Raw genomic sequence first — 12,983 nt, forward strand, 5'->3', positions numbered from 1 at the left:
TTCCGCACCACTGAGGAGGTCCCCCACGCCCGTGGGGGACCTCTCTCCATGATCAGGACATTCACTGGAGCGAGGTATGTACTTCACCGACAGGGGGATCGAGGAGCTCGTCGAGCGTCGCGGCGCGGAGGAGGTCAGCGTGGGCTGGCTCGCGGAGCGGCTGCGCGAGTTCGTGGACCTCAACCCCGAGTTCGAGGTGCCCGTCGAGCGGCTGGCCACCTGGCTCGCGCGCCTGGACGAGGACGACTGACGAGGACGCCCGAGGAGGACGCCCGAGGAGGACGGCTCAGGGCGAGACTCGGACCCTGGGGCAGAGGCGGCAAACGCGATACATCTTGACTTCGCGCGAACGAGATATATCTTGTTTGTGGATGGTTCGTCCGCGCGGATGCCGACCCGCGCGGGCGCAGAACTTCGCGTGGAAGGGCCTGAGCGATGCCCCAATGGACGATCGACTCTCCTGGACGGCTCACGTTCGGAGAGGTCACCGCGCTCAACGTGCGCGTCGTGGCCGGTCGGCTGGCCGTGCTGGCCAGTGACGGCCCACCGACCCTCGAAGTGACGGAGGTGGACGGCTCGCCGCTGGTGGTGACCCACGACGACGACGGCCGCCTGACCGTCGCGTACAAGGACCTGACGTGGGACGGGCTTCTGGGGTGGTTACGCCCGGGCCCGCGCAGGACCACGCTGACGCTGACCGTGCCGAAGACGTGCCCCGTGCAGGCCGGGGTCGTCTCCGCCTCCGCCGTCGTGGCGGGCATGGAGGGGATCACCGGCGTGAAGGGCGTGTCGGGGGAGATCGTCCTCGACGGCGTCAGCGGCGAGGTGCAGGCCGAGACGGTCTCGGGCTCGGTGGAGAGCCGAGGACTGGCCGGTGACCTGTCCTTCTCCAGCGTCTCCGGCGACCTCACCGTGGCCGCGGGCCGGCCGCGGCGGCTGCGCGCGAACACGGTGTCCGGCCGCGTCACCGCCGATCTCGAACTGGAGCCCACCGGTCACGTCACGCTGAACAGCATGTCGGGCGCGGTCGTCGTACGGCTCCCGCACGACGTGGACAGCGACGTGTCCGTTCACTCGACCTCAGGCAGGATCGAGTCGGCCTTCCCCGAGTTGTACGTCACCTCGGCCCCGGGGGCCCGTTCGCTCAGCGGCCGGCTGGGCGGCGGCATGGCGTCCCTCTCGGCGACCACGGTGTCCGGCGCCGTCACCCTGCTCAGCGGCCAGCCCGCCGGCAGGCGAGAAGAGGAGAGAGCATGAGCGAGCGTAGCGAGCGAATCAGGGAACGCAGCGTCTGGCGCATGCCGCTCCGAGCCGAAGGCGAGGAGCGAGCATGAGTCCCGTGTTCGGGCACGGCCGGTTGCGGCTGTACCTGCTGAAGCTGCTGGAGGAGAGTCCGCGGCACGGCTACGAGGTCATCCGGCTCCTGCAGGACCGTTTCCTCGGCGTCTACTCCCCCTCCCCCGGCACGATCTACCCCCGGCTGGCCCGGCTGGAGGACGAGGGCCTGGTCACCCACGAGGTCGTGGACGGCAAGAAGGTCTTCACGCTGACCGACAAGGGGCGGGCCGAGCTGAACGACCGGATGGACGAGCTCGCCGACCTGGAGCAGGAGATCACCGCCTCGGTCCAGGACATCGCGCGCGAGGTGAAGGAGGACGTGCGGCAGACCGTGCGTTCCCTGCGCGAGGAGCTCACCCAGATGGCCAGGGACATGGGCCACGACAACCGTGACCTTCGGCGTGAGCAGAAGGAGGAGTGGCGGCGGCAGCGCGACCACGCCAGGGAGGAGTGGCGCAGGCAGAAGGAGGAGTGGCGTCACCACAAGCGCCAGTGGCAGGAGGAGAGCGAGCGCTGGCAGCACGAGTGGCGCCGGATCTGGGAGGAGTCCTGGGGGTTCGGCGGTGGCCGGCAGGGCGGTCACGACGCCGCGCTCAGCCGGATGCTGGCCGACTTCGTCGCCGACGTCCACCGGTCCTCCGGCGCGGGCGTGCCTGACGAACGGGCCCTGGCCGAGTGCCGGGCCGCCCTCGACGAGGCCGCCGAGCGCATCCGCCGGGCACTGCATCCCTGACCGGCACTTCCCCACGAACACCACCGACCAGCGAGGAGCCGAGTTGAGCCCGTACGGCCGGCGCGATCCGTTCCTGCGCTCACCCCTCCCACCGTCGTGCGCCCGGCCGGTCCGCGAGCCGGAACGGCCGGGCGACGGCCGGAACCTCCACGCCGACCCGGCCCTCCGGCGCGGCCGGCGGGCGGAACACAACCGGCGAGCTGAAGACGACCGGCAGCGGGAGGGCGGCGACGAGAACGCCGCCCTCGCCGCGCGGGCGCCCGTCAGAGCGTGAAGACCACCTTGCCGAAGACCTCGCCGCGGTGCATGGCGGCGAACCCCTCCTCCGCCTCGGCCAGCGGCAGCACCCGGTCGATCGCCGGCCGGACGCCCGTCTGCTCCAGGAACACCGCGAGCCGCGCGAGCTGCTCGCGCGTCCCCATCGTGGATCCGATGATCGACTTCTGCAGGAAGTAGACCTGCGCGAGCTGCGTCGGGGCGACCATGCCGCTCGTCGCGCCGCAGGTGACGATCCGGCCGCCCGGGCGCAGGGAGCTGAGCGAGTGCTTCCAGGTGGCCTCGCCGACCGTCTCCATGACGGCGTCCACCCGCTCGGGCAGCCGCGCGCCCGTCTCGAAGACCCGGTCGGCGCCGAGCGCGAGGGCCCGCTCCCGCTTGTCCTGCGAGCGGCTGGTCGCCCAGACGCGGAAGCCGCCGGCCCGGCCGAGCGCGATCAGCGCGGTCGCCACGCCGCCGCCGGCCCCCTGGACGAGGATGGTCGAGCCCGGCTCCAGCCCGGCCTTGTCGAAGATCATGCGGTAGGCCGTCAGCCAGGCCGTGGGCAGGCAGGCGGCCTCCTCGAAGGAGATCGCCGCGGGCTTGGGCACCAGATTGCGGCGGGGCACCGCGACCTTCTCCGCGAACGTCCCGTCGTACTTCTCCGACAGCAGCGAACGCGCCGGGTCGAGGGTCTCGTCCCCCCCGACCGGCGTGCCGATGACGGAGTGGACGATGACCTCGTTGCCGTCCTCGTCCACCCCCGCCGCGTCGCAGCCGAGCACGATCGGCAGCCGCTCCTGGCTGATCCCCACGCCCTTGAGTGTCCACAGGTCGTGGTGGTTGAGCGCGGCGGCCCGGACCGTGACGGTCGTCCATCCCTCCGGTACGGCGGGCTCGGGGTGCTCCCCGAGCGTCAGGCCCTTGATCGGGTCGTCCGGATCGGTCTGTGTGGCGGTGACGGCGAACATGCCAGAACATTACTCCGGCCGTCGCGCCGGACCCGGACGCCCCCCGCACGGCTCGCCGCCGGCGCCTTTGATACTCGGGGCCATCACTGTGAACAGAGCGATAGAAATCAAACAAGACCGGTCAAGAATGACCGTAAACCCATCGACACCGCGACGCGACGTCTCGCCGTCCAAGCGCCGTCACCTGGGACTACGTCACTCATAACCATTCGCTATGGATAACAGATAGGGCAAAGTGCCGATTGTTCTGGTTATATCCGCAGCAATCCACAAGATCCGGTCATTAATCTCGGAGCGTTTTCCTGAGGAATGGGACGCACCCTCACCGTCCCAGGGAAAGGAGCTCCATGATCCCCCGAGCACGGCGTCTGGCCGTTCCCCTCACCGGCGCGCTCCTCGCGGCCGGCGTGGCCTGCGCCATCCCGACGGCCTCCTCGGCCGCGTCCACCGCGGCGGCGCAGGCCGCCCCGGGCGACGTGACCGCCAAGGCCGCGCCCCAGGCGCCCGCGGAGGCAGCCGCCTTCTGGTCGCCGCAACGGTTGCGGGCGGCCACGGACCGCACCGAGGAACTCGGCAACTCCGTCAAGGGCTTCGGCAGGGCCGGCGACGCCACCGCGGACGGCAAGGCGGGCACCGTCCCGCCGATCGGCGCCGGCACGAGCGGGGCCGGCGGTTCCAAGAAGATCAGCAAGCAGGTCAACCTGCCCCCCACGGTCGGCCGGGTGTTCTTCACCCTGCCGGGCAAGAACCCCCTGGACCCCAAGAGCTGGAAGTACTGCTCCGGCACCTCCGTACAGGGCCGTTACCGCAACGTCGTCGCGACGGCCGGGCACTGCGTCTACGACCCGGTGACCAACCAGTTCTACGACAACTGGGTGTTCATCCCGTCGTACTGGGACGGGGACCAGGCATGGGAGGGAAAGGCGCCGTACGGCATCTACCCGGCGAAGTGGTTCCAGACGCACGACGACTTCGTGGTCAGAGAGGACTACGACTACGACTACGCGTTCGTGAACGTGTCGTCGGGCTTCAAACTCACCCAGACAAGGGACGGCGACGTCACCCGCTATGCGCGCACCCCGGCGGGCCGGCTCGGCGACAACGTGGGCGGCCAGGGCTTCACCTGGAACCGCAGCACCAAGGTCAAGGTGTTCGCGTTCGGCTATCCCGCCGGGCCGCACCCCGACGGCGACCGCCCCTTCACCGGGCGGACGATGAAGTGGTGCTACGGCCTGTCGGCTCCGATGCCGGCCGTGCCGAAGTACGACATCCAGGAGCACCTCGGGTTCTCCTGCGGCATGACCTCCGGCGCCAGCGGCGGCCCCTGGCTGATGGGCTACAAGAGCGCGACCCGCATGGGCTACCTGAACGGCATCAGCAGCGTGGCGTGGGACACCGACGGCAACGACCGGTACGACCGGATCTCCTCGCCGTACTTCAACGGCGAGACCTACGACGTCTACAGGGTGGCCGCCAACCGGTGGACACAGTGACCGCGAACGTCTGACCGCACGGCCGTTCGGTCAGGCAGGGGGCCCGGCGGGACGTCCCGCCGGGCCCCCTCGTGTCACGGCTCCCCGGTTCACCTTTACGTTCCCTGTACGCCGTGTACGGTCGACTGTCTCTGTCAGAAGTCGAACAGCGCCCCGGCGGCCGACCGCAGCTCACAGTCGTTGCCGAAGGTGCGCCGGAACTGGAAGTACTTCCCGTCCCAGATGCCGCTGGCGGTGACCGTGACAGGTGCGTAGATCATCGTGCAGGGCTCGGCCGCGTTCACCCGCAGAGCGCCCGGGTCGAGGCCCGTCCTGTTCAGCCACGCGCACGCCTTCTGCGCCGACGGATGCGAGCCGCCCACCGGAGCGCAGTTCAGGAAGACCGACCGAGTCGGCGGCTCCGCCTGCTCGCCGTCCGCGACGGTCAGGATCACCGCCCGCACCCCGGAGGCCGGCGGCCGGGACGCCCGCAGGGCGACCTCGGGCGGCGGCGGAGCCGGCAAGGTGTCCGCCCGCGCCGGGACGGCCGTCCCGGCGTCGCCGGAGGCGCCTGGTTGGGCCCAGGCCTGGGCAGAGGGGCCGGCGGCCAGCGCCGCACCGGCCAGTAGGACAAGCAGCGGTTTCATGCGATCCCCCCGTTTCCGCTGGTGACCAGCGTTCTCACGGGAGACCTCCAGGGCAAGCGTCCACTCCGGATCCCACCGGAAACGTGGTGTACCACAGATCACATCTGTTCCGCTCGATTCATAACGAGCTGGACAAGAAGGTGTGCCACAACCGTATGGATCTGGAAAAATCACCCCTTACAGTCCATATCTCCGCCCCGAGAGGCTCACGGTGACCAGGAAGCTCGCACTCGCCGCCGGTGGCGTCGTCGCCGCCGCGAGTGCGGTCGCCGTGCTGTGGAGCCAGGGACCGGCCGTTCCCGCGACCGCCGCGTCCCGCGCGGCCATCACGCCGGTCTCCGCCGTCTCCGCCGTCTCCGGCGTCGACAAGAACGGGGTCAGCGCCTTTCCTCTCGCTCCCAGCCAGGCGGACGAGCAGCGGGTGGCGGCCTACTGGAGCCCGGAGCGGCTCAAGCAGGCGAGCAGCTACGTGCCGAGCACGAAGCCGTCGCCCTCGACCAAGAGCACGACCTCCGCGGCGGAGGTGGGGCCGGGAGACGCGAAGACGCACACGGCGGCCCCGGGAGACGCGAAGACGCACACGGGGGCCCCGCACGCCGTGGCGCCCCCGCCCGTGGCCTCCCCGCCGATGGTGGGCAAGGTGTTCTTCAAGGTCGGCGACAAGGAGTACTGGTGCTCCGCCTCCGCGGTGCACTCCGCCCGCCGCAACCTCGTCGCCACCGCCGGGCACTGCGCGTACGCGCTGTCGCAGGACAAGCCGGTGCAGAACTGGGTCTTCATCCCCGGCTATCACGACGGCGTCGCCCCTTCCGGCATCTTCGTCGGCCACACGCTCTACATGCAGGAGGACTTCGCCGGCCAGGGCGACTTCGACCGCGACTACGCCTTCGTGACCGTGCACCGGGGCTTCTCCTGGCAGCCGTACGTGGAGAGCGGAAGGCTCAAGTACCGGTCCGTCGACGTGGGCCGGCTGGAGGACAAGGTCAGCGCCTTCCACTTCGCCTCCGGCAAGCCGCTCGGACGACCGACGTACGTTTTCGGCTATCCCGCGGGGGCCAACCCCGACGGCAGCCGCCCGTACACCGGCCAGACGGTGAAGTCCTGCGACGGCACCACCGAGAAGAAGTTCGTCAGCGCGCCGACCTGGCAGCTCGAACACGGGGTGCGGCTGCCGGGCTGCCCGTTCACCGCCGGCGCGAGCGGCGGCCCCTGGGTGATCGGCTACAACGCCACCACGCGGACCGGCTACCTCACCGGGATCACCAGCCTGACCTGGAACCTCAACGGCGGCGGACGCCTCGACGCCGTCTCCACGCCCTACTTCAACCACTTGACTCAGCGGGTGTACACCCAGGCGAGCAAGCAGGGCACGGGCTGATCTCCGCGGACCAGTGAGCCTCCGATGTGATCTCCATCACACTGGCCCCCTCTCCCCGGCTGCGCCGAGTGCTCGATTTGACACGGAAGGCGTCCGAGTGGACCTGCACTGATCGCCCGACGCGCCCTCAATCTTGACAAGCGGTGTTGACGATCACGGAAAAGTCACGTGGGCGGTGTGCCCGAAAGCAGGCAAAACACGGATAAAGGCGAGAGGTACTGTCTTTACTAGCCCTTTACTGACGGGTGGGACGCATGTGGCGTGCCACGACAGCACCTGGAGATTCATGAACACGCGAGTCAAGCGCCTGATCCTCCCCATCGGGGGCGTGGCCGTCGCCGGCCTCGTCGGGGCCACGATGGCGGTCCCCGCTCAGGCCGCCGGTGACACGGCCCACGACACCCTGGCCGGCAGCGGCATCGCCGCGAAGAACGTCATCGCCTACTGGCTCAACCAGAGAGCCTCCAACCTGGTCAACGCCACCCCGTACGGGTACGAGAGCCAGGTCAGCGCCAAGCACATCTCGACCGGCGGGCCGTCCGCCGACAGCAGGCCCGGCACCGTCTCCGCCACCGGCGGCGGGAAGTCCGCCGGCAGCCTGAAGAACGTGAACCTGCCGCGCACCACCGGCAAGGTCTTCTTCCGCGGCGGCGACGGCAGGCCGCACTGGTGCAGCGCGACCTCCGTCCACTCGAAGTACGGCAACCTGGTCGCCACCGCCGGGCACTGCGTCTACGACACCAAGACGAACCGGGCCACCATGGACCGCTGGGTCTTCATCCCCGGCTACTACCAGGGCAAGGCGCCGTGGGGCATCTACGTCGGCAAGACGGCCTACACCCACTACGACTTCGACGTCTACGAGGACGGCGACCGCGACTACGCCTTCGTGACCGTCTACAACGGCATCAAGGCGGGGCGCGGCGGCGACCTGCGCAACGTCGCCGAGTGGAGCTGGAAGCAGGTCGACAGGAGGACCTACGCCGGCTACGACCGCTTCCTCCGCAAGAGCAGGGGCGGCAAGTACTACGTCATCAAGTTCACCGACGCCGGCCGGCTCGAGAGCAACGTCGGCGCGCAGGGCCTGGCCTACAACCAGAAGGTCGGCAGCTCGGTCTACGTGTTCGGCTACCCGAGCGGGTCGCACCCGGACGGCAACCACGCCTTCACCGGCCAGACCCTCAAGTGGTCGTACGGCAAGACCTTCGCCGCCAAGGCCCCCTCGGTCAAGGGCGAGGAGCTCGTGGGCGTCAAGTCGTCCTTCACCGGTGAGGGCTCCTCGGGCTCGTCGTGGCTGCTGAGGTACAGCAGCGCCAAGCGGCTCGGCTACCTGAACGGCGTCACCAGCGGCGTCTCCGACACCGACGGCAACCAGCGGATCGACACCAGCGTCTCCCCGTACTTCGACGGCGAGACCTACGGCGTCTACAAGGCCGCCGCCAACAACTGGTCCGGCTCCATCGCCTGAGTCGCGGACGCCTCGGAGCCTGTCCGCGAGTGGCATGCTGAGTGGACGGCGATCACGAGGAGACCAGCGATGACCCACCCTTCCGGTACGCAGCCCGCCTTCCGGCGCACCCCCCTGAACGCGGAGGAACGGGCGCGTAGCGAGATCACCTTCTCGCAGCTCGTGGCCGGACACCTCGTCACGCAGGGGCGGTTCAGGATCACCGCCGACAGCCCGGAAATGGTGGATCTGTGGCAGACGGTCGCCCGCAGGGTGGGTGAGACGCTGCAGCGGCCGGTGGTCAGCTACGCCAACGGCCGGGACATCGTCATCACCTTCGCCCAGGAGGCCCCGAGTCTCACCACACAGGCCTGAGCACCCCCCTGGAAGTGCCCCGCCGCACCGCGGCGGGGCACTTCGGCGCTCCGGGGAGAACCACGCTCCGTCCGCGTTGTTTTCCCGACTTGATCCCCATCGCTGTATGTTCCTCGCAGCCCATTCACGCGTGGGGCGCGGGAGACGTTCCACAGCAAGGAGATCCGGTTGAAGCGCATCCTCCTCCCCCCGCTGTGGGGTGCGGCGGCGACGGCCGCGTTGCTCGTCGGCGGGACGGCGGTGCCCGCTCACGCCTACGAGATCACCGTGACGACGCCCCTCGTCTCCGGCGCGAAGGTGACGGCGGTGATCGCCTACTGGCTCAGGGACGGCGGGCGCTCGCTCGCGGGGGCCACTCCCGCTTCCGCGCCGGCCGGGATCGACGCCACCCGCGTCACGGCCGGGGACACCGCTCCCGGCGGCGTACGGGGTGTGGTGCCGGCCTCCGCCGGGGTCAAGCGGGCCACCGGCCCGTCGAGGAACGTCAACCTGCCGAGGACGACGGGCAAGGTCTTCTTCGTCGGTTCGGACGGCCGCCCCCACTGGTGCGCGGGCACGTCCGTACAGTCCGATCACCGCAATCTCGTGGCGACGGCCGGGCACTGCGTGTACGCCACGAGGCCCGCGGCAGAGGCCACAGCGGAGTCCACCGCGACGCCCTACCGCTACTGGATCTTCATTCCGGGGTTCGCCGGCGGCGGCACGCCGTGGGGCGTCTACGCCGGCGACCGGGCCTTCGCCCACAGCGACTTCACCAGGTATGGCGACCTGGACCGCGACTACGCGTTCGTCAGCGTCCACGCCGGTGTGCTGCCCAAGCGCGTCACGCTGCGGGACGCGGCGCAGTACGCGGCGTTCTCCGCCGGGCCGAAGTACCGCACGGCCTCCGGCTACACCGGCGTCAGGCTGCTTCCCGCGGGGCGTCTCGGCGACAAGGTCGGCGGGCAGGGCCTCGCCTACAACCTGCCGGTCGACCGGCCGCTCGCCATCTTCGGCTACCCGATGCGGACCGCCGAGGGCCCCGCGAGCGGGCGCACCCGGCTCACCCGTGCGTACGGCAGGCCCTTCCTGGCCCAGGACCTGTCCAGGAGGGCGAACGAGCTGGTCGCCGTGCGCTCGGCCTTCACCGCCGCCTCCGGGTCGCCGTGGCTGGCCGCCTACCGCGGCGTACGCGGCCTGGGGTACCTGAACGGCCTGACGATCGGCCTCTCCGGCCCGGCGACCGGCCTGTCGCCGTACTTCGACGGAGAACTGTTCCAGGTCTACAACGCGGCCCGGCGCGCCGGCTGAGGCGGCCGGCGCCTGTTCAGACGCCGACCGCCTCCCTGCTCGCGCTGCGCCTGCCCGCGCTCTCCCCGCCCGTGCTTTCCCTACTCGCCGCGCGGCCCCGGCCGCGCTCCAGCAGCTCCGCCACCCGCGGCTCCGCGGCGTACGGCGCGAACCGGCGGCACATGTCCGCCACGTACGTCCGGGTGCGCGCCGACTGGATGCCGTCGGCCAGATCGAGAGCCGACGACGCCGCCTGGCACGCCTCCTCCAGTTCGCCCTCCTGGATGAGCGCCGTGGCGAGCAGCGACAGGTTGAACATCTTGCCGCGCACATAGCGCCCGTCCATCACCAGCGAGCGCCGGGCCTGCCGTACGGCCCGCGCCCCGTCACCGAGGTCGCGCAGGCAGTGGGCCGACTTCGCGGCCAGGTAGGCCTCGTCGAAGTAGCCGATCCAGCCGGGCTCGTTCTGGGGTTTGCGCTGGTCGAAGGCGACCTCCGCCTCGTGCAGCGCGCCGCCGCAGGCCGTGCGCTCCCCGAGCAGGGCCAGGGCGTGCGCCTCAAGCACCCGGGCCTCGGCCAGCAGCGTGCCGACCCCCGAGCGCCGGGCCGCCGCGACGGCCGCCCTGGCCAGCTCCAGCGCGTGCCGGGAATGCCCGATGTAGACGGCCTGATGGCTCATCCCGGCCAGGATCTCACCGCACAGGGCGTGGTCGCCCGCGCCGCGCGCCAGGCCGAGCGCCTGGATCAGGTAGCGCTGGGCCAGCCCGTGCTGCTCCAGGTCGTAGGCCATCCATCCCGCCAGCCGGGTCAGCTCGGCCGCCGCGGTCGCCAGCGAGCGCCCGGTGGCCTCGCCGTACGCGCCCTCGCGCAGCAGCGGCGTCACGGCGGTGTGCAGGTAGCGCACGACCGGGCCGCGGATGCTGCCGCCGCCGAACCGGTTGTCCAGCTCGCTGAACGACCGGGTGACCTCACGGATCGCGGCCACGTCAGAGGGCCCGACCCGGCGCGGCCCGTTCGCGGAGAGCCGTTCCCCGTCGGGCGCCCCCAGCCAGCGGAACATGCCCGCCGAGCCCGCTCCCAGGGCGAAGGTGGAGTCGAGCAGGAACCTGCGCCGCTCGACGTCGGCCCTCCACAGTGCTGTCACGCTTGCCACACCCTCCTCCCACGAATGGGGGAACTCCTGTCCCAGATCGGCGGGGACCGTTCCGCGCGGCATGCCGATGTCCTCCCTGGACACCTGCCGCCCCAGCCGCAGCGAGAAGATCTCGGCCAGCAGGCCGGGAACCGGTTCGCGCGGGCGGCGTCCGCCGATCCAGCGCAGCACGGAACCGTGGTCGTACCGCATTCCCCGCAGCCCCCGGGCCGAGCCGAGACCGTTGAGCCGCCGGGCCAGGCCCTTGCGGGACAGTCCGGCTTCGGTGAGGTGCTGCTGGAGCAGGCGGTTGGGGTCACGTCGCATCGCTCTCCAACCGGGACAGGCAATAGCCGAGTTGGTTACGGAGAGCTTTCTTTATAGCACTAACCGTGAGGACCTAAAGGGATTCCCAAATGTTTGACGGTCTTGACAAGGAGAGGCTGACGAGGAAAGACGAAGGGCCGCACACCACGCGTGTCACGCGGTGCGCGGCCCTTCCGGGTCCGTGCCTACGTCCGGGCGTGCAGGACGGCTACTTGCGGGCGACGCCGTCCTCCCGGGCCTGCCGCGCCACGGCGGAGATCACCGCGGGCGCGACCCGGGCGTCGAACGGCGAGGGGATGACGTAGCTCTCGGCGAGGTCGTCCCCGACCACGGCCGCCAGCGCGTCCGCCGCCGCCACCTTCATGTTCTCCGTGATCGTCGTGGCGCGGACGTCGAGCGCGCCGCGGAAGACCCCGGGGAAGGCCAGCACGTTGTTGATCTGGTTGGGGTAGTCGGACCGGCCGGTGGCGACCACCCGGGCGTGCCGGGCCGCCACCGCGGGGTCCACCTCCGGGGTGGGGTTGGACAGCGCGAACACGATCGAGTCCGCCGCCATCGCCGCGATGGCCCGCTCCGAGACCGTCGAGCCGGACAGGCCGACGAACACGTCGGCGCCGGCGAGCGCCTGCTCGGTCGACCCGGACAGGCCGGCCTTGTTGGTGTCGCGGGCCAGCGCCCGCTTGACCGGGTTCAGGTCCTCGCGGCCGGCGTGGATTACGCCCTTGGAGTCGGAGACCGCGATGTCGCCGATCCCGGCGTTCAGCAGGATTCGCGACACCGCGACGCCGGAGGCGCCGGCGCCGGCCACCACCGCGCGCAGGTCGCCGAGGGACCGCCCGGTGAGGCGGGCCGCGTTGCGCAGCGCGGCGAGGACCACGATCGCGGTGCCGTGCTGGTCGTCGTGGAAGACGGGGATGTCGAGAAGCGCCCGCAGGCGCTCCTCCACCTCGAAGCAGCGGGGGGCGCTGATGTCCTCCAGGTTGATGCCGCCGAACGACGGCGCGAGCCTGACCACGGTCTCGACGATCGCGTCCACGTCGGTGCAGTCGATGCAGATCGGCACCGCGTCGACGTCGGCGAACTGCTTGAACAGCAGGGCCTTGCCCTCCATCACGGGCATGGCCGCGGCCGGCCCGATGTCGCCGAGCCCCAGTACGGCGGTGCCGTCGGAGACCACGGCCACGACGTTGGAGACCCAGGTGTAGTCGTTGACCAGGTCCGGGTTGTCGGCGATGGCGGTGCAGACGCGGGCGACCCCCGGCGTGTACGCGAGCGACAGGTCGTCGGCGTTGCGGACCGGGACGGTGGAGCGGACCTCCAGCTTGCCGCCGCGGTGCAGCGCGAAAGCGGGATCCAGGTCGAGAGATTCCAAGGAGACAGGTGTAACGGTCACAGCGACCCCAGTGTCGAAAGGACGAGTTCCTTCGGTAGACGCCGTCAAGAGAACGAGAGCCCTGGCTTCGGTAGCCGCCGGAGGCCGTCGTCGTTGACGGTCGTCTCTTGAGGGGGGTACGGGGGTCACCCGTTCCCTGATTGTGCCACACGAAGTGACAACCGCCCCTGCCCGATCGGGTCACATATCGGTGCACGCCCAGGTGTTCCCCCAGGCCATCGGGCGTGTAATACTCGGCTTTGCCGG

Annotated in this window: 13 protein-coding genes; 9 read left to right on the plus strand and 4 right to left on the minus strand. The window is 70.5% G+C overall.

Annotation, left to right across the window (positions count from 1 at the left end; all coding sequences use genetic code 11):
- The first annotated feature begins 76 nt into the window (after nt 1-76).
- The 4 genes from FH610_RS43390 to FH610_RS39480 all read left to right on the plus strand — a co-directional run bounded on the left by FH610_RS43390 (nt 77) and on the right by FH610_RS39480 (nt 2,345).
- Nucleotides 77-250: a DUF6104 family protein gene (locus FH610_RS43390; protein WP_167538827.1), complete on the plus strand. Its 174-nt coding sequence runs from the start codon at nt 77-79 to the stop codon at nt 248-250.
- Between the two features lie 185 nt (nt 251-435).
- Entirely contained in the window at nt 436-1,257 is an 822-nt protein-coding gene (locus tag FH610_RS39470) for a DUF4097 family beta strand repeat-containing protein (protein ID WP_139580358.1), read from the plus strand.
- 73 nt (nt 1,258-1,330) lie between these two features.
- Nucleotides 1,331-2,071, plus strand: a complete 741-nt coding sequence (locus FH610_RS39475; protein ID WP_139580359.1) for a helix-turn-helix transcriptional regulator — start codon at nt 1,331-1,333, stop codon at nt 2,069-2,071.
- 43 nt (nt 2,072-2,114) lie between these two features.
- Nucleotides 2,115-2,345, plus strand: coding sequence for a hypothetical protein (locus FH610_RS39480; RefSeq protein WP_139580360.1), 231 nt, complete (start codon nt 2,115-2,117; stop codon nt 2,343-2,345).
- Here FH610_RS39480 and FH610_RS39485 read toward each other — a convergent pair.
- On the minus strand, nt 2,335-3,297 hold the full coding sequence (locus FH610_RS39485; RefSeq protein ID WP_139580361.1) for a zinc-binding dehydrogenase: 963 nt from the start codon (nt 3,295-3,297) through the stop codon (nt 2,335-2,337). The two genes, FH610_RS39480 and FH610_RS39485, sit on opposite strands and share 11 nt — an antisense overlap.
- Before the next feature lie 347 nt (nt 3,298-3,644).
- Between FH610_RS39485 and FH610_RS39490 the strand changes: the two genes are divergently transcribed.
- Nucleotides 3,645-4,790 (plus strand): trypsin-like serine peptidase, encoded by a 1,146-nt coding sequence (locus FH610_RS39490; RefSeq protein ID WP_139580362.1) that lies wholly within the window; start codon nt 3,645-3,647, stop codon nt 4,788-4,790.
- Between the two features lie 134 nt (nt 4,791-4,924).
- Here FH610_RS39490 and FH610_RS39495 read toward each other — a convergent pair whose 3' ends face one another.
- Nucleotides 4,925-5,416, minus strand: coding sequence for an SSI family serine proteinase inhibitor (locus FH610_RS39495; RefSeq protein ID WP_139580363.1), 492 nt, complete (start codon nt 5,414-5,416; stop codon nt 4,925-4,927).
- Between the two features lie 211 nt (nt 5,417-5,627).
- On the opposite strand from FH610_RS39495, the gene FH610_RS39500 reads away from it, so the two are divergent.
- The 4 genes from FH610_RS39500 (at nt 5,628) to FH610_RS39515 (ending at nt 9,906) form a co-directional block, all read left to right on the plus strand.
- The gene (locus tag FH610_RS39500; protein ID WP_139580364.1) at nt 5,628-6,794 is read left to right on the plus strand and encodes a trypsin-like serine peptidase; all 1,167 of its coding nucleotides are present in this window, start codon (nt 5,628-5,630) and stop codon (nt 6,792-6,794) included.
- Between the two features lie 286 nt (nt 6,795-7,080).
- Complete coding sequence (locus FH610_RS39505) at nt 7,081-8,262, plus strand: trypsin-like serine peptidase (protein ID WP_139580365.1); 1,182 nt, start codon at nt 7,081-7,083, stop codon at nt 8,260-8,262.
- 69 nt (nt 8,263-8,331) lie between these two features.
- Complete coding sequence (locus FH610_RS39510) at nt 8,332-8,616, plus strand: hypothetical protein (RefSeq protein ID WP_139580366.1); 285 nt, start codon at nt 8,332-8,334, stop codon at nt 8,614-8,616.
- A 168-nt stretch (nt 8,617-8,784) separates the two neighbouring features.
- A complete protein-coding gene (locus FH610_RS39515; RefSeq protein ID WP_240809465.1) occupies nt 8,785-9,906 on the plus strand; it encodes a trypsin-like serine peptidase in 1,122 nt (373 codons plus the stop codon).
- A 16-nt stretch (nt 9,907-9,922) separates the two neighbouring features.
- Here FH610_RS39515 and FH610_RS39520 read toward each other — a convergent pair whose 3' ends face one another.
- Nucleotides 9,923-11,344 (minus strand): NsdA family TPR-like regulatory protein, encoded by a 1,422-nt coding sequence (locus FH610_RS39520; RefSeq protein WP_139580367.1) that lies wholly within the window; start codon nt 11,342-11,344, stop codon nt 9,923-9,925.
- A 208-nt stretch (nt 11,345-11,552) separates the two neighbouring features.
- Nucleotides 11,553-12,716 carry an NAD(P)-dependent malic enzyme gene (locus FH610_RS39525; protein ID WP_240809466.1) on the minus strand — a complete coding sequence of 388 codons (1,164 nt, stop codon included), beginning with the start codon at nt 12,714-12,716 and terminating at the stop codon, nt 11,553-11,555.
- Between the last annotated feature and the right edge of the window lie 267 nt (nt 12,717-12,983).

The organism is Microbispora catharanthi (genome assembly GCF_006334915.2).
Taxonomy (GTDB): Bacteria; Actinomycetota; Actinomycetes; order Streptosporangiales; family Streptosporangiaceae; genus Microbispora; species Microbispora catharanthi.